Here is a 17,857-nt window from a genome sequence, read left to right on the forward strand (position 1 = left end):
ACATTATTACATATTTTGATATGCTTAATGGTGGTAGGACTCTTAAATTTTACTGTTTCAACCGGATAGAGTGATGTTGGATTGCCAGGAGAAGGATTATTAAAAACTTATATCTCTATAACATTTTGTGCACAGCTGATGATTCAAGTTCTTTTCTATCTTATCTCTCGTTCAGTTAAAAGGAGAGGACATTCAACTTTTATAAATATTTGTTCTATATTCTTAATTACAATTAGTTTTTTATTTTATATTTACTATATTATAGCGAGTTTTATTTACTATTAATAAATAAAAACTCATTGAACAACGGTAATTATTACTCAATTAGCTGATCATATCTTCGACCAAGCCAGTGCCGATTAGAAGTTTTTTCAGGACAATCTATGAATAGTAGAGTGATTTTTCCAATATATATATATGAATTAGTAGTTGATCAATGCTTGTCATTTGATTCATATTCAACTATAATTCCTCTGTTAAAAAATAAGTTTTGCGGAGGACAACATGAATTTAAAAGGCAAGAAGATTTATTTAGCAAGTGGTTGGTTTAACGATAATCAGGCACAGCGACTTTCCAAAGCAGAAGAAGTTCTGCGAAATATGGGCTTTGACGTATTTAGTCCAAGAGAGCATCAATTTAAGGAATATGTGTATAATACACAGCCTTGGCGAGATGTAGTTTTTAAGAATGATGTAGACCATGTAAAAGATGCAGATCTCATTTTCGCGATATATGATGAAACAGATTCTGGGACAATGTTTGAGATTGGGTTAGCTTATTCAATTGGTAAACCCATCTTTGTCTTCCACGAGAAAGAAGAATATTGCAACTTAATGATCACAGAATCATTGCAAGCTTATTTTAAAACGTGGGAAGAAGTGCAGAACTATGATTGGACTACTTGCCCATTGATTCGTTTTGAAGGAGAAGTAGAATAAGCATTTTTGCTAAGTAGTAAACTATTAATAATATGAATATCATTAAATTAAAAGCCGGTCTAAGACTGGCTTTTTTTATTTATGAAGCAAAAATATCATTCTCTATTTTTCCAAGACATTTGAAAGAAAAAGATGAAACTTATGTCTGCATTATCGTTAATTTTCAGGTAGTAGATGATTATATGGAGTATTAACATGATGTCCTAAAAATAAATTTCAAAAAGATAGAGGGAATAAATCTACAAGTAGATTTATATGAATGAATTATAAATGAAGGAAAGTTTAGAGAGAGGGTGGGTCTTGTTAGATCAGATTTTAAATACACAGCTAATCCAGTTCAAGGATCAATTGAATACATGGGAAGAAGCTATTCAATTAGCGGCTGCTCCCTTGATAGAAAATGATTCTATTGAACAGACTTATGTAGATAAAATAATCAGTAATACGAAGGAACTAGGTCCTTATTATGTACTTGGCCCAAACATTGCTTTGCCTCATGCAAGACCGGAATTTGGTGTAAAACAGATGGGATTAAGCTTTCTAGTTATGAAAGAACCTGTATGGTTTTCGGATAAGGACCACCATAAGGTTCAGCTGATTATTGTACTGGCAGCGGTGGATAATCAATCACATCTAGAAGCACTATCTGAATTGGCAGCTGTCTTAGGTGAAGAATTGAATGTGAAACAACTAATCCATTCCAAATCCAAAGATGATTTTTTAGAGCAATTATTTTCATTTATACAATAGGAGGCAGCAAGATGAAAATATTAGTTGTATGTGGGAACGGTTTAGGAAGTAGTTTTATTGCAGAAATGAATGTAAAGAAAGCTTTGCGTGAAATGAATCGGGAGGCAGAAGTAGGGCATACCGATTTAACATCCGCCAAAGCGGAGACAGTAGATTACTATATTGGTTCACCTGAAATCATGGAGCAGTTAGAGGGAGATGGAAGGAAAGTCATTCCGCTCATTAATTTATTCAATGTCGAAGAAATCAAAACTGTTTTAGAAAAACATCTGGAGGATATATAACATGGATTTGATAGTAGACATATTAAGTACTCCGGCGATTTTGGTTGGTTTATTCGCTCTGATTGGTTTATTGCTGCAGAAAAGAGCAGCTACTGAGGTTGTATCTGGAACATTAAAGACAATTATGGGCTTCCTGATTATTGGTGCTGGTGCAACTGTCATTACGGGTTCACTCTATTTCTTTGGAAAAATGTTAGAGAAGGGCTTCGATATAGATGGTGTTATCCCGAACAACGAAGCGATCGTTGCGATGGCTCAAAATGCTTTTGGTACTGAAACAGCTTTAATCATGTTGTTAGGTATGATTATTAATATCCTCTTAGCTCGCTTCACTCCATTTAAATATATATTCTTAACAGGACACCATATTATGTTTATGGCTTGTTTGTTAGCAGTCGTATTATCGACAGGCGGACTAGATGGAGCAGCTTTAATTATAATTGGGTCTATTATTCTAGGATTATTAATGGTTTTAAGTCCAGCCCTGCTACAGCCCTTTGTTAGAAGGATTACAGGTAATGATGACATTGCGATCGGTCACTTTGGTTCATTCGGATATTGGGTTGCTGGATTAGTAGGTAAAGGAGCAGGGAATAGAGCTAAGTCAACAGAAGATATTCGAGTGCCAAGAAGTTTAGGATTCCTTAGAGATACATCCGTAGCAATCTCCTTAACTATGTTAGTTATGTTCTTTATCGTTTCGATTGCTGCTGGTCCAGCTTACATTGAAAATGAGTTGAGCGGCGGTCAAAACTTTATTGTATTTTGCCTTATCCAAGCAATCACGTTCGCTGCAGGTGTTTATATCGTTTTAGCGGGTGTTCGATTATTATTAGCAGAAATCATTCCTGCCTTCAAAGGGGTAGCGGACAAAGTTGTTCCTCATGCTAAACCGGCATTGGATGTACCAGTGGTGTTCCCTTTCGCCCCAAATGCAGTCATTATTGGTTTTATTTTTAGCTTTCTCGGAGGTATTATAAGTATGTTTTTACTTCCGTTATTTGGCTTGAAAGTAATTGTTCCTGGTCTAGTACCACACTTCTTTTGCGGAGCAACAGCTGGTGTATTCGGAAACGCTACCGGCGGCAGAAGAGGAGCTATGTTAGGTGCATTTGTTAACGGTATTCTGATCAGCTTCTTGCCAGCATTATTACTACCGGTCTTAGGAGACTTAGGTTTTGAAGGTACAACATTTGGCGATACCGATTTCGCGATCGTGGGTATTTTCTTAGGATATTTAATGAAACTATTTATGTAGATGCTAGAAAAGCATCGAACAACAGAAGAAGTGATAAATATTTTAGTTTTAAATGAGTTTTAACGCAAAAAAAGCAACTACATCATAATTTGTAGTTGCTTTCTTTAATGTTTTGAATAAAATTTTCTGCGTAGACCCAGGTATTCTGTTGCCGTGATCATCATTTGAGCTTTCTTTGCTTGTTGATGTGCCATTACAATGTTTGAGCATTTCATATAAGCTTGATCTAGTACATTCTTGACCTCTTGCCGTTTATCTTCTGCGATTTCATCTGGGAACCAATCATTTGCGAACCCTGTAATCATATATAATGAAATTACTTTTTCGGGGAATGATGTTGTATCACGATTGTCCAGTTCTTCTATTATCCTTGCTAAATTAGTGTTTGATTTGAGCAGGTTATAATAGCTTGCTGTTGCCTCGTATAAAGCGTCCAGCTCTTGTTTGTGATGTAATGCTTGGAGTGTTGTCACCGCTTCTTCAATCGTATCAAACCAATCATTTATTCCGGAGATTAAAAGGCTGGTTTGCGGGTCTGCTAACCCATATCCATTCATCACTTCGCAATCTGGGTAATGCTTTAACAATTCACTTTTTGTCGTGAAGATATCCCCGTGATAGGTCTCTCCTAAAGTATCATATACTTTATTGGCATAGAGACGAATCAGGTTTCCCTCTTTCATTTCCACTATCACTTCAAGCTTCTCCATCTTGCATTCCTTCTTTCATGTAGGTTTTGGATAGGATAGCAGCTATATTGTAAATTTGTTTTATAAGTATGTATCAAAAAAGAAAGGTTATATATTTACTTTACCTTCTGCTTAATCGTTTTGTATAGAGACAAAATATTACTAATAAACTGATTCTTTGAGAGAATCACCAGTGTATAACAACTAGTTAAGTATCATAGAGAAGTAGTGAAATTTAATGTAAATATGTGTTTAAATAAATGGAAGAAGGGGTTAGGTATATTCTTCTTTTCAAAAAATAGTGAGGGGTAATATCTATGTTCAAAATTACAAAGAATCCGTCTGGAAATACATACCGTGAGCTTATTGAATTGGCCTTTGATATATGTGATGAGTTTCATTTAGTTCTTAGAAAGGATATGGGAGACTTAACTAAGTTTGCCCCCATTCTACGAAAGTTTGATCCATCATTTAAGCTTATGAAAGAGCAATCTGAATGGGCAAGTAACATTTTAAAAGATAATCAAACTGCAAAAGTATACTATTTTTCCACAGATGAACATGCTAAAAACAACAGTTTTGGAACTATCCAATTCTCTATTTAGTTGGGTTTTCCCTAACTTACCTGGAGATTTATCATTTATTAAAGAAGGAGAGGACTGGCTGGCAACTAACTCTCATGAATCAGAGTGCTATATAATGACATCTGATAAAAATGAAATAGCCAAAATCAATGCAATTAAAGGTTTAACTTATGAAATAGAAGAAGATTGATGGCAATGGAAAAATACTCTCTCCTTTAGCAGAGCCTAACAAAGGTACTTGGCTATTTACAAGAGGATGAGACTTCAACTAAAAAACAGAAAAAAGGCTCAAACCCTTGATACATCTAGGTTTAAGCCTTCTTAAAAAGTATGATCCCGACTGGGTTCGAACCAGCGACCCCCACCCTGTCAATTCTATCTTTTATTTTACCTCTAGTGATTGATAATACTTAAAAGTACTGATATATAAGGGTTTATAAAGTTTTCTGGTAATAAATTTTTCCCCTTGTACTTTAGAATTATGAACAGTCCGCCACTATTTCGCCACTAAAATGAACTGGAAAATATTTTAAAAAGATGCACTCTCTAAATATTCGGGAACTTTAATAAAATAACTTATTACAGCTATATAATTGTAATGCCATTTCTGGTGCAAGTGAAAACTTGTTCTTTTAAGAATGAACTGCTTGCCAGTCCTTTTTAAAAAAATTCCTTTGGTTCTATCGGTGTTTCTTTTGCTAGCCGCTCTTGCCTTTTAGTCAACTCATAATCTATTAACTCTTGTATTTTACCCCTATGATGATACTTTAAGTTATTTATTACCAAAGTTTCGAATATATCATCAAACGGGATTCTGTTATGTTCTTGGCGGCTGAATTTTTCTTTTGAAAGGTTTCTGAGTGTTTTTTTGAAATTTATATAATATGCTGAATCCATGGCTTGAAAAACATATGGTGCTACTAAAGGACCATAGCGTAAAAATACTATATAGTAGAGTTCAATAAAGTTCAGTATATTCTTTGTTGTATTTCCACGTATTTTCCCTTTAAATTTTATCTTCTTAGCCATCTTTTTATATTCTTTAAAAAAGTTTTTAGCAAAATCAGTGTTATTACTAATGTCACGATTTATTTGAATGAAATTGTGTGACAATTCTAACGTTTTTGCTTGTTTATTATCTGCTATAAGCTTCGTTATGTTACCCCATAATTCATTAAGTTCTTTTTCAACCTTTTCTACTTCTTTATTTTCTTTTTTTATTTTTGCTTCTGGTTTTTTGCCGTATACAGTCAAATATTTATATACTTCAATACTTAATGGAGAATAAAGTTTTGAAAATGCTTCTTCACGAGATTTTTCTATTTCTCTCTTTTTAGTAAAATAATGTGATAATACTTGTGCAGAAATACCCGCAATAAAAGTAACCGACCCAGTAAGAGTTGCTGCGGCTAGTGCAGGATTACTGCTCATCCAACTGTTCAAATCCATATAAATCAACTCCAAAGATAGTAAATCTTTATATACAATACCATAATTGTATGATAAAGGTAATTAAGTTTTTTTTTCAATATGGTAATTTGTATTTATTTCTGAGGTCACTTTTGAATGGTTATTCTACTTTTTTATAACGAATTAATAAAGAGGAGGATTGATGTACTAAATAAAAGGAGGCTCCATGAATATCTAGGAGCCTCCTCTTATTACTTTTTTTCAATAAAAAAACAACTTCTTTTTTTTAATTTCCTAATCAAATTCAATGCTTCTTGATTATCGCGCCTTCTCTTCAAATCATATGGTAAAGGTTTCATTTCTGGGAGAATAACTCTTGATTTGAAAGTTTTACTCTTTGGCATAGTAAACCATCCATTCAAATGTAAATTTATAAAGTATTATATAAAGAAAAAATAATCATTTAGAAAAGCAATTTTAAATCTATAATGCCCTTTTAAAGACATGTTATTCATGTGGAAGATAATTTTGCCACTTTGCATTCAAAGCTATATTATTTTGCTTGTTGGTCATTTTGATAATATTTCCTGTTTTTAAGTAAATAAAATATTTTGATATTAAATTTTCATAGAAATATGTTACATTTACTTTAATTGTAGTTATTTAACTTTGCTTTATAATAAGTCTTTTCAAATGAAAAATTTCTATTTAAATAATCGCTTTTTATAAGGAGAGATAGTGCTTATGGATAGTAAAGAGAAATCAGAGAGGTTTGAAATTGCTTATAATATTATTGATAAAAAATTAAGAGAACTAAAAGAAGTCAGTTACTCTAGAAGACGCGAGCCATTTACATCTTTGTTAAATAGTATTGATATACCCATTATAAATAATTATAAAGAAGAGTTAATTAGCTTTGCCCAATTAAGGAACACCATTATACATAATAAGTTGGAAAAAGATTATTATATTGCTGAACCTCATAATGAGACTGTAGAAAGAATAGAATTTATTGCGAAACAGATACTTGTACCAAAAAAAGCAATTGAAATAGCTGCGCGTAAACCGGTAACTTTTAATAAAGACGATAATATCGATGAATTACTAGATATGATGAAAACCAATGATTATTCATGTTTTCCAATATACGATTCAAAAGGATTTGTTGGATTAGTTACTTCTAATGGTTTAAGCAGGTGGTTAGCGGACAATGTAGTTAAAGAAGGTATTATATTTAGTGATTATAAAATTCAACACTTGCTGGAATATGAATATGAAAATAATGTCATATTTCTATCAGAAAGAGATGATGTTTTTCAAGTTAAAGAGATGTTTGAAACCCAGCTATCAAAAGTACAGCCACGATTAGAGGCAATTTTAATATCAAATAGTAAGAAAAAACATAAAGATGCTTTATTAGGGATAATAACGCCTTGGGATTTAATTAAAATAGAAAAATAATATTATTAATTAGGACTATCAAATAAAGTTTATTTGTTAGGGCATATACAAGGTGAATGAGCAATGTTAAATCAATCCTCAAGCATATTAGTATATAAGCTTGGAGAGGATTTATTGAAGGATACCATATCATACTAGTATCGGGGCTTAAAGAAAATGAGGTTATTAATTTTCATGTTATATTATTATCCTGTTCTAATTGCCGTAGAATGTTGCATAAGAAACGTCCATACTTAAGTAAAGAAAAGTTAAGGGACATTATAACTCAGTATAATACTTGAGCAAATCTGTCTGTAAAGCATTTATATTAGGAGAGAGTTTCATGAAAAATGACATTAAACAATTAGAACTACAATTTCACAAGGATATGTTGAGTATTTATGAAAATGCAAAAAAAATAGGGTACAATGCTTCGAGGTTTAAACAAATGGTTGCTAGTCAAGGAGGATTAAATGTAGCAAAGAAGTTTATTAATAATAATGTACCTTCTGAAGGATTTACAAGTTTATGGGAACTAGGTAGGTTAGATTTAACTGTAGAAGCATTAATATTAAATCAAAAATATCATGATTTATTTACTAAAGAAGAAAGACAAATTGTTAGAACTAGATTAGAAGAGTATGGGGATGAGATTAAAGATGAATATAGAAAAAATAATGATGAACAGATAGATGAACAAGAGCATACCAATACTTGGATTTTCCAAGGAAATCCTAAAGTATTTGATGTAGATAATTATGTTCAGAATAATAAGTATATCTGGTGGTCATTAAGACAAAAACATTTTAAAGATAATATTAAATTAAATGATATTGTTTTCATATGGAGGTCAGATGGCTACATAAAAGAAAGCGGAGGTATACTAGCTAAAACAAAAGTAGTAGCTTTACCTACAGAAGAAACAGATGATGAGGGAGCCAAAGAGTATTGGCATACTGAAGACTGGAAGAATCCATACCTTTTAGTCAAATTAGAAGTTATTGAATTCCGCTTAGAAAAGGATAAGGGATTTATTAATAGATTATCTCTAAAAGATAATCCCATTCTTAGTGAGTTGTTAATATTAAGACTCCGTCAGCAAACAAATTATTTATTATCAGAGGAACAAGCAGCTGAATTGAATAATTTATGGAATTCTAATAAAGATAAAGCTATACATAGTTTTTCGTGGAAAATCACTCCAACTAATATTGCTATTAAACATCTTGATAAGTCAGCGTTTCTCCATAAAGGTACGGGCATGCCTAAAGAAATAAGAGGCTTTTTTAAGGTGGGTTCCTTAGAAGTCGGTAAAAAGATGGAAATCATTTTAATGTATAAAGAAATGCCTTTTGATGCTCATATAGAAATGGATTCCCACAATAGAACAAGATTGATGTGGAATGCAGATTTTTCAAAAATAATAAGAGGGATGTATAAAGAAGTTTATAACAAGTTTAAACATAATGAAGAAGTACTAGAAGATGAACGGCCTCAATTGTATTTCGAAAAGAGTATAGATAATCAATATAAGCTAACCTTTGTAGAACCCCTGTCTTTAAAACAAGTTCAAGAAGACGTAGAGGCAGATATTCTTGAAGAAGGAAACGATGACAAGTTCCTTAAAGAAGGAAAAGTTATAGAGTACTATGGAAAGAGATATGAGAGAAATCCACAGAACCGCAAAAGAGCTATTGAAATACACGGTTTAAACTGTATTGTATGCGGATTTAATTTTGAAAAAGTCTATGGAGAACGAGGTAAAGATTTTATTGAAGTCCACCATGTTAATCCTATAAGTACTATTAAAAAAGAAATAGAGATAAATCCAGAAACTGATTTAGTTCCGGTATGTTCTAACTGTCATAGAATGATACATAGAAAAAAGAATGAAATACTTTCGATAGAAGAATTGAAAGGTATACTACATCACATTTAAAAGTGATTACATTAATTAGTGAAAAATGTATATGAAGAATGAAGGATATGAGCCAATTATTTATAGTGAATAATGGCTCATTACTTTTTAGTGGATAAGGTTTTTTGTTATCTGTACGATTTAGCAGATAATCAACACTGACTCCATGGAAATCTGTAATTATACACAAACCTAAAAGAGGAATTTCATGTTCTTCTGTTTCATAGGGACTATATGTTCTTTGATTGACAGATAATAATTTCCATATATGTTTGATTTATATCTTCATCTTCTTGCAATGCTCTAATTCGTGAATATTGCATGTTTACACTCCTTCGGATTTATTGTTTTAGTATACGCTAGGCTTTTAATGCCTAGTGTATTTTTAGACAGAAAGAGTCTGAAAATATTATAATAATATAATAATAACTAGGAGGAGTGTATTATGGCTTTAATAAGATGTCCAGAATGTGGTAAGGAGATATCAGATACATCTGAAGTTTGTATTAATTGTGGATATAAGCTACTAAAAAAAGACTCACCACTTGGAATTTTAAAAAAGTTCAATAAAAAAATATTACTTTCCGGTGCAGCAATATTGGTAATAGTCGTATGGATTTTAACCTTCTTTTTTCAAAGCAGTGCTAAAGGAGAGTGGTGGACTGAAGGTAACTCAATTTCGGCAAGCCTTACCTTAAATTCAGATGGTACAGCAGATATATTATATTTACGAGGCGAGGATGAAGATGATGGCATTTCCAAAGGGATTGTGCTTGCAGAATCAGCTACTTGGGAGCAAGATGGCGAAAAGGTGACAATTACATATAAACCTACTTGGGAAAAGGATTATGATAATTTTAATGTTCATCTCATATATGGGAAAGATGCCGATGGTGATGAGTGTCTTATTAGTGGTGAAACAGGGGATAGATATTATCGTACATTTGCTTTAGCTGATACTAAATAAAAACAAAAAAATATTAATAATAAACAGTCTTTTAAGATGACATTGATTCATGTATAATTTCTGTTCAAACGAAAGATTTTTAAACGTGAATAGTTATATCGCATATACCAATTCATTAAAAAGAGAAACAAAATTATAAATGTAAATGTGCCCTTATAAAGCCTTATGCCGTAACTGGCAGTTCAGGAGTGTAATATAGATTTTTAGAATCCCCGCAAGCAGATTGGGGATTTTTTTATTTTTATCGGTATAAAGAGCTGAGAAAATCATAAGAGGACTGAAATTCAAATCTGATTTTCAGTCCTCTCTAAATTACCTTTTCATCGCATATATGTCTATACATCAACTAACATCATAAGCCATTTCAATGAGTCGTTTAGATTTTTCGAAATCTTCTTCTTTAAATATGGAGACCTCTAAATCACCTGTACCATAGTGTCCTATATTTCGAACATCTCGGGTAAAACCTTGCTCCAAGGTAATACTCTCAGGATTTACTTTGAGATAGAGTAATATTTTTTCGGTTTGCGGGTGTATTTCCACACATGCAAAGTTTTTGATTCGCTTAAAAGCAATGTAATGTTTAAGGACTTTCATCTGTACATCGTCACCAAGAGCCATCATAAGAGCTTTTAGTTTTTCAAATCTATCGGTTAGTTCTGTATTAGCTTGTTCTAAATAGTCGGATACGGTTTTACCTTTAGTATTACGATTATATGGAGAAGGTATTGCAGCATGGTCGCTAATTTGTATTGTTTGAGCGGTCGTAGAATTAACTAAATCCAACAATAAAAAACCGTCTGGATAATGTTTATATTGATAAAGCTCTATGTTCCGATTGATTTGTTGAACAGCGTGTTTATCATATTTAGTAAATCCTCCAGCGATACACAGTAAACGAGGGCTACTCCAATCAATAGAGTCTGAATAATCGCTTCCGTATTTGCGCATAACCATTAACTCAAATTCAGCTTTATGGTCAAGTAACCAATCTAAATAAAACAAACCTTGGTTAATAACATTTTCATTAATAGACCGTTTATATTCTATTATAACGGGTGAGTTGTTTTCGTCGATTCCTAATGTATCAATACGTCCTGCATGTCGTTTTCCTGTACTATGCTCTGAAGCTAAAAAACGGACTCCCAGAAAGGTTTCTAAATGTTTTTCAAGTATATGTTGTAATGATTTTTCGATTGTAACGGATTGTCCTTGTAGCTCATCTACTGAATTCTCGCTTAACCTAAATAACTTTATATCCCCCATATTTTTTCACACTCCTTACGATGATTATTATACCATTTTCTAATTTTGAAAATTCATGATGACTAAACTTAATGGATGAAAATATACTTTTTGCTATATACGCTTAAGTGCAAATACTTGAAAGTTATTACACTGACTTGGTGACCTTCTATTATTGGTTTCGTAAGGTGCATTTACTTAATGTAATAAATAATGAAATGTCAGGAATAAAAAGATGGGATGGTTGGCTTTCTAGAAGATAGAGAAAATCCAATGTAACTGAGGGAGATTTTAAGTGAATCGGTAATTAGATTAGAACTTTTAGTCTATAACAAAATAAATACAATTATTCCAAAAAAATACATATTGTTGTATGATTATATGAGAAATGAATTTTAGGGGGGAAAGCATTGTCGGTCAATAATTATTTTTCAACTTTATCGAGTCATCTAGTTCTATCGTCTATGGAGAATGCCAACATTAGAACTTCTATTGCTAATTTGGCTAAAAATCTAAATTACTACTTTAATCAGGGGCAACTACTTAATCATTTCCAATTTGGTTCAAGTACAAGAGGAACAATATTACCTCGCATAGTAGATTTAGATTCTGATATAGATTATATGGTAGTGTTTAAGAACCCAAGAGGATATACCCCAGAAACCTTATTAAAGTATTTAAAAAATTTTATGCACACCTACTACGGTCATTCGGAAATATATAAAGATAACCCAACAATGGTATTGGAATTAAATCATATTAAGTTTGAATTAGTCCCTGCAATTCAAGATGATTGGGGGAATTACTCAATACCTTCAAAACAAAACATTCTTTCAAGATGGATTCCAACCGACCCTATGGGATTTAATGAAAAGATTACTAGAGTTAACGTATATAACAATTCAAGAATTAAGCCGCTGGTTAGACTGATGAAATATTGGAATACAAACAAATTAGAAGGATATTATTATTCCTTTGAGTTAGAAAATACGATTGTTCAAAAATATGAATACAATAGCAAAGGCTCATTGAAAGAGTATGTTTATGACATATTTGAAAGTATGAATCCTAGATACGATGACTCACAAAGATTTAAAGAACGTTTAGCAAGGGCGAAAGACATTATAAATGATGTTAAATGGCATGAACAAAGAGGGAAAGATTTACAAGCAAGAGAAATAATCAAAAATATTTTTCCGGAAGTATAAGTGATATGTATGAGTGACCGTTTTGATTCGTTAGATAGACACTATAAGATTATAGAAAAGCTTAACATGACGAACTCTATATTATTTTGGGTTAATGCTGCTTTATCAATTGCAGTTTTTTTCGTAGATGAATACGAAACTGCTAAAAACATATTGTTATTTATATTTACAATTACCACTTTGGTTTACTTTGTAATTGATAACTATTTAAGCATTCTCAAAATCCCAAAAGTAGAGGATAAAAGAAGGGTTCATTTATTAACGAACTCATTTAATGTTCCTTTAGATAACGAGAGAACTAATAAGTATTACAACAATGATTTGGAACCTTCTTTGTTAAAGTTGGGGGCAAATATTTTCGAAAATTCCTTGTTTGCTGAAAGGATTACTCATGAGATGGCAAAGAGGGAGAGAATAAAGGTTGGAATATTCATTGTGGTATTTGTTATAGCAATAATGTTACGAACTACTGAAATGGAGTTGATTTCGATACTTGCACAAACGTTGTTTGCTAGTACATTAATTCCTGCGTATTTAAGACTTGAAGTTTTACATTATAAGAACAAAGTGATTTTTCATTCCCTATATGACATTTTCTTATTACATAATCAAAGGACAAATGATGGTAACGAAAGGTTATCTGCAAAACTGCTTGATTGTTTTGTTAAGTATGAATCTGCAAAAGCATATTCTGGAGTTAAACAGAACTCGAAGATATTCCATGAAATTAATCCACAAGTTACGCAAGAGTGGGAGGATATTAAACGTCAATTGAATATAGGTCAGAGTGCATGAGGGAATTTGGAGGTCGTGTTTATATAGTTAATGGCTTCCTTTCTATTTGAAATTAGGAGGGAAAGAGTATATGAAAGATTTTCCTAATAAGAGAGATTTTTTCTACATAGTTGGGTTTCTTATAATAGCGATTATTTTTATTATTTCTGAGAATTTTTCTGATAATAAAAATATAGTAGATTATGTGGGATTTTCAGGAACTATTATATCCATTCTTTTAGCAGTAATAGCGATTATTTATTCATTTTATCAAAATAGTACTTATATAAATTCAACGCAAAAGTTGGATATAACAGCGGAGAAGATAGAAGAAATAACAAGGAAGTTATCAGAGGTAGCAGAAGTTAGTGGGAATATCACTTACCTAAAAGACATGGTAGATAAAATAAATAGTATTGTTACAAATATTGAAACTAATTTATATGAAGAAATAGATAAGAAACCATTACCTGGTCGTGTAGATAATGGTGCTAACTTAACTGTAAAAATGGATACTGATGGCACTTTTAAATATGATAAGGTTTATTTTGAAAATGTGGTCGGTAACTTAACGGTTTTATCTGCCATTGTAGTTGTATGGATTCAAAAGTGTCATAAATTGAATTTGAATTTTAACATTAGGCATTGTGCGAGGTTTTTTGTCGAAGACATAATGATGGAAAAAGATAATGCCCGTTTATTAGGAATAGAAAATGCTATTAATGGTATACTTATTGCGTATGAACATTTATATTTCTTTGATATAAAAAAGGTAAGTGAAATCGAGTTTAAAGTTAATATGTATGATGCTAATCTCTCATTAGTGATTGACGAAGGAAAGACTAATATAGGTATACTGAAAGAACATTTTGAAAAGATTGAAAAACTACTGCTTAACAAGATGTAGATAAGTCTCTTTTAGTTACTGAAATAATACTTTAAGACCAGGTCTAGGGAGCAAATTAAAATACTCTCTGTACCTGGTCTTTTATACGATATTCTTAATAAAATATAAATTTTAATAACGTATATAGTTACGTAATGTACTGATAAAACCCATTATTTACTTATTTATAGTATAATGTATACATAAAATATACGAAAACGGTGATAACCATGAGAAGCAACTTTTCTTTCTTTCGAGGCAAATGGGATGTCCTGGCTAATTTAGGAGAAACAGCGGAGAAGAATGTATTTCATGACCCACATACAACTATTATGAAATTAAGGTTGTTTGCGGAGACAGTGGCGAGATATGTGTTAGCATCTGAAAATATTAGAGAACTAAATGGAACTACCCAAGTAGACCGTATTAATACTTTACGTAGGGAAGGTCTTGTAGAACCAGAGTTAATTGAAATCTTCGATACCTTAAGGCGTAAAGGAAATTACGCAATGCATGAAGGTGATTATGGAAAGACGGAAGATGCTAAAACATTACTACAACTAACCTTTCGATTATCCATTTGGTTTATGGAGGTATATGGTGACTGGGAATTTGAATCACCAGAATATATAGACCCTATAGAGCAAACGAATGTTGATACAGAAAGTTTGCAGAGGGAATATGATGAAAAGGTTCAGAGATTAGAGCAACAAATTGAATCTATTCGAGCTAAAGCAGAAGTAGAAAAAGTAGATGCAAAGGACCAACGTAAAAAGAAATCTAAACAGTTTGTACGTAAAAATAAATTAACTGAGGCTGAAACTCGTTTAATTATTGATGAGAAGTTAAGAAAAGCGGGATGGGAAGCTGATAGTACAACTATTAATAATCAAAAACATGGAACTATGCCAGAGAAGAATCGGAATATGGCTATTGCTGAATGGAAAGTTAAAGGTGGTAGAGCCGATTATGCTTTATTTATCGGAATGAAATTAGTCGGTATTATCGAAGCTAAGGCCAAGCATAGAACCATTCCTGGGGCGTTAGAAAGTCAAACAAAGACATATGCAAAGAACATTATTAAATTGGGAGAAGAAAGTTTCTTACCACCAAATAATGAATATAAAGTACCGTTTTTATATGCGACAAATGGGCGCCCTTATTTAAAGCAGCTGCAAGAAGAGTCAGGTATTTGGTTCTGGGATTCACGCAAGCCTACTGAGTATGCACGCCCATTGGAAGGGTGGCACTCCCCTGCAGATTTAGAGCTTTTATTAAGTCAAGATGACCAAGATGCTAATAAAAAGCTAAAAGAAGAAGATATAACAAAGTTTGGCCTTAGACCCTATCAACAGGAAGCTGTTCTTTCGGCAGAAAAGGGTTTAATGGACGGACAAAGAAGAATGCTTATTGCGATGGCTACTGGTACAGGTAAAACGCGAACAGCAATTGCCTTAATGTACCGCTTAATTAAAACAAAAAAATGTAGACGTATTTTGTTTCTCGTAGATAGGAATTCATTAGGAAAACAAACACAGGATGCACTAATAGATACTAAGATTGAAGGACTATCATTTGCAGATATATATGATGTCAAGTCATTGGATGATATTGAACCAGAAGTAGCTACCAAAGTTCATATTGCTACAGTACAAGGAATGGCCCGGAGACTTTTTTATAATAAAGATGATAAAATGCCTACTGTTGGTCAGTATGACTTTATTATTGTAGATGAAGCACATCGTGGGTATACGAGTGACCGAGAGATGACAGAGGAAGAATTGCTATTTAGAGACCAGAATGAATATATTAGCCAGTATCGTCGGGTCATTGACTATTTTGATGCAGCCTGTTTAGGTTTAACTGCTACACCTGCACTTCATACAACTGAAATTTTTGGCATGCCAATTTTTAAATACTCCTATAGTGAGGCAGTGTTAGAGGGATTCTTAGTAGACCATGAGCCTCCTTATTTATTTAAAACCGAACTATCTCAAATAGGTATTACATTTGAAAAGGATGAAGAGGTAGAGGTATATGACGAAGATGAAGGAGAAGTTGTCCTAGAAAAAATGGAGGATACTGTTCATTTTGAAGTCGAGCAATTTAACAAACGAGTAATAACAGAATCTTTTAATCGAGTTGTACTCAATAAATTAGTTGATTATATTGACCCTTCAAGTAAAGAGAAAACGTTAATTTTTGCTGCTACAGATGTACATGCTGATTTGGTTGTTCGCTTACTGAAAGAGGCTTATAAAGAGCGCGGTGATGATATAGAAGACGACGCAATTATGAAAATCACAGGATATATTTATAAGCCTAATGATGCTATTAAACGCTTTAAAAATGAACGATTACCAAATATTGTTGTAACTGTTGATTTATTAACAACAGGGATAGATGTCCCATCTATAACCAATATCGTATTTCTACGACGTGTTCAATCTCGTATTTTATATGACCAAATGCTTGGTCGTGCAACTCGTCTTTGCCCAGATATAGGGAAAACTCATTTTAATATTTATGATGCTGTTGGTATCTATGATAAATTACAAACATATACGGAGATGAAACCTGTTGTAAAGAATCAAAATACTACAATTGGTGAATTGTATGATTCCCTTGTACATGCTAACTCGGAAGAAGAAATAAAATATTATCGTGAACAGTTAGTAGCCAAAATTCAACGAAAGAAACAGAGATTAAATGATGAGGGGAAACAAAAATTCGAGGAGCTATCTAAAGGAAGAACGGTTGATGAATGGGTAAAAGAAGTACAATCCTATACACCTGATAAAGCTAAACAAAGTGATATCCTGTTTGATTATTTTGATGCTTATAGAGTTAAGGGTGGGAAACTTTATATTTCTAACCAAGAAGACACCATTAAGGATGTTATTCGTGGTTACGGGGAAGGGAATAAACGACCAGAAGACTATTTAGATGGGTTCATTCAGTTTATTAAGGAAAATATTAATGAAATTCCTTCGCTCCATATTGTATGCACAAGACCAAGGGATTTAACAAAAAAAGATTTAAGAGAGCTTATAGCGATTTTGGAGACAAAAGGATTTAAACAATCTCATTTACAGTCTGCTTGGAAACAAACAAAAAATGAAGAAATTGCTGCGGATATTATAAGTTTTATTCGGCAGGCAGCTTTAGGAGAAGCATTAGTAGACCATGAAACAAGAATTAAACATGCGATGCAAAAGGTTTACTCCCTTCACGATTGGACACCGAGGCAGAAAAAATGGCTAGAACGTATTGAAAAGCAGCTTATAAAAATACCTGTTTTAGCCCCAACTCCACAAGATGCTTTTGCCGAAGAACCTTTCCGTAGTCAAGGTGGATATAAAGTGTTAAAACGGGAATTTGGTGAAGAGATTGATAAAATCGTAAAAACAATAAACGACAACTTATACATCAGTTAAAATAATGGCCTCTTATTGAGGCTTTTTTGAGTTATAATATAAAGCGTGACTTTAGCTTTTAAGGATGT

The 17,857-nt window shown here is 32.5% G+C and carries 16 protein-coding genes; 13 read left to right on the plus strand and 3 right to left on the minus strand.

The features are described from left to right. The first annotated feature begins 504 nt into the window (after positions 1-504). From FHY47_RS00215 to FHY47_RS00230, 4 genes are all read left to right on the plus strand, one after another. Entirely contained in the window at positions 505-939 is a 435-nt protein-coding gene (locus tag FHY47_RS00215) for a nucleoside 2-deoxyribosyltransferase (protein WP_066101231.1), read from the plus strand. Positions 940-1,239: 300 nt separating this feature from the next. Beyond that, the gene (locus tag FHY47_RS00220; RefSeq protein ID WP_181161978.1) at positions 1,240-1,689 is read left to right on the plus strand and encodes a PTS sugar transporter subunit IIA; all 450 of its coding nucleotides are present in this window, start codon (positions 1,240-1,242) and stop codon (positions 1,687-1,689) included. An 11-nt stretch (positions 1,690-1,700) separates the two neighbouring features. Further along, positions 1,701-1,973 (plus strand): PTS sugar transporter subunit IIB, encoded by a 273-nt coding sequence (locus tag FHY47_RS00225; RefSeq protein WP_066101225.1) that lies wholly within the window; start codon positions 1,701-1,703, stop codon positions 1,971-1,973. 1 nt (position 1,974) lies between these two features. Further along, positions 1,975-3,231 (plus strand): PTS ascorbate transporter subunit IIC, encoded by a 1,257-nt coding sequence (locus tag FHY47_RS00230; protein WP_066101224.1) that lies wholly within the window; start codon positions 1,975-1,977, stop codon positions 3,229-3,231. Between the two features lie 104 nt (positions 3,232-3,335). On the opposite strand, the gene FHY47_RS00235 is transcribed toward FHY47_RS00230, so the two are convergent. Continuing rightward, entirely contained in the window at positions 3,336-3,941 is a 606-nt protein-coding gene (locus tag FHY47_RS00235) for a hypothetical protein (RefSeq protein ID WP_066101221.1), read from the minus strand. A gap of 296 nt (positions 3,942-4,237) precedes the next feature. Here FHY47_RS00235 and FHY47_RS19090 point away from each other — a divergent pair, with 296 nt between their 5' ends. Next, the gene (locus FHY47_RS19090) at positions 4,238-4,525 is read left to right on the plus strand and encodes a hypothetical protein (protein WP_254654680.1); all 288 of its coding nucleotides are present in this window, start codon (positions 4,238-4,240) and stop codon (positions 4,523-4,525) included. Next, positions 4,500-4,694, plus strand: a complete 195-nt coding sequence (locus tag FHY47_RS19095) for a hypothetical protein (RefSeq protein ID WP_262365950.1) — start codon at positions 4,500-4,502, stop codon at positions 4,692-4,694. Before FHY47_RS19090 ends, FHY47_RS19095 begins: the two co-directional genes overlap by 26 nt. A gap of 470 nt (positions 4,695-5,164) precedes the next feature. Here FHY47_RS19095 and FHY47_RS00245 read toward each other — a convergent pair whose 3' ends face one another. Further along, complete coding sequence (locus FHY47_RS00245; RefSeq protein WP_148629482.1) at positions 5,165-5,953, minus strand: hypothetical protein; 789 nt, start codon at positions 5,951-5,953, stop codon at positions 5,165-5,167. Between the two features lie 705 nt (positions 5,954-6,658). Here FHY47_RS00245 and FHY47_RS00250 point away from each other — a divergent pair. From FHY47_RS00250 to FHY47_RS00270, 3 genes are all read left to right on the plus strand, one after another. Next, positions 6,659-7,375 carry a CBS domain-containing protein gene (locus FHY47_RS00250; protein WP_148629483.1) on the plus strand — a complete coding sequence of 239 codons (717 nt, stop codon included), beginning with the start codon at positions 6,659-6,661 and terminating at the stop codon, positions 7,373-7,375. Positions 7,376-7,697: 322 nt separating this feature from the next. After that, positions 7,698-9,293: an EVE domain-containing protein gene (locus FHY47_RS18745; RefSeq protein ID WP_187393402.1), complete on the plus strand. Its 1,596-nt coding sequence runs from the start codon at positions 7,698-7,700 to the stop codon at positions 9,291-9,293. 424 nt (positions 9,294-9,717) lie between these two features. Continuing rightward, positions 9,718-10,239 carry a zinc ribbon domain-containing protein gene (locus FHY47_RS00270; RefSeq protein ID WP_148629484.1) on the plus strand — a complete coding sequence of 174 codons (522 nt, stop codon included), beginning with the start codon at positions 9,718-9,720 and terminating at the stop codon, positions 10,237-10,239. Between the two features lie 342 nt (positions 10,240-10,581). Here the strand turns inward: FHY47_RS00270 and FHY47_RS00275 are convergent, their stop codons facing one another. Continuing rightward, a complete protein-coding gene (locus FHY47_RS00275) occupies positions 10,582-11,505 on the minus strand; it encodes a DUF5655 domain-containing protein (protein WP_148629485.1) in 924 nt (307 codons plus the stop codon). 389 nt (positions 11,506-11,894) lie between these two features. Between FHY47_RS00275 and FHY47_RS00280 the strand changes: the two genes are divergently transcribed. From FHY47_RS00280 to hsdR, 4 genes are all read left to right on the plus strand, one after another. Further along, positions 11,895-12,692 carry an SMODS domain-containing nucleotidyltransferase gene (locus tag FHY47_RS00280; RefSeq protein ID WP_148629486.1) on the plus strand — a complete coding sequence of 266 codons (798 nt, stop codon included), beginning with the start codon at positions 11,895-11,897 and terminating at the stop codon, positions 12,690-12,692. Positions 12,693-12,701: 9 nt separating this feature from the next. Next, complete coding sequence (locus FHY47_RS00285) at positions 12,702-13,487, plus strand: hypothetical protein (RefSeq protein WP_187393403.1); 786 nt, start codon at positions 12,702-12,704, stop codon at positions 13,485-13,487. A 70-nt stretch (positions 13,488-13,557) separates the two neighbouring features. Further along, positions 13,558-14,373 (plus strand): hypothetical protein, encoded by an 816-nt coding sequence (locus tag FHY47_RS00290; RefSeq protein WP_148629488.1) that lies wholly within the window; start codon positions 13,558-13,560, stop codon positions 14,371-14,373. A gap of 209 nt (positions 14,374-14,582) precedes the next feature. Then, entirely contained in the window at positions 14,583-17,789 is a 3,207-nt protein-coding gene (gene hsdR / locus FHY47_RS00295) for a type I restriction-modification system endonuclease (RefSeq protein WP_148629489.1), read from the plus strand. Positions 17,790-17,857: the final 68 nt, after the last annotated feature.

Origin of the sequence: Bacillus sp. E214 (assembly GCF_008087365.1) — a bacterium.
GTDB lineage: Bacteria > Bacillota > Bacilli > Bacillales > Pradoshiaceae > Pradoshia.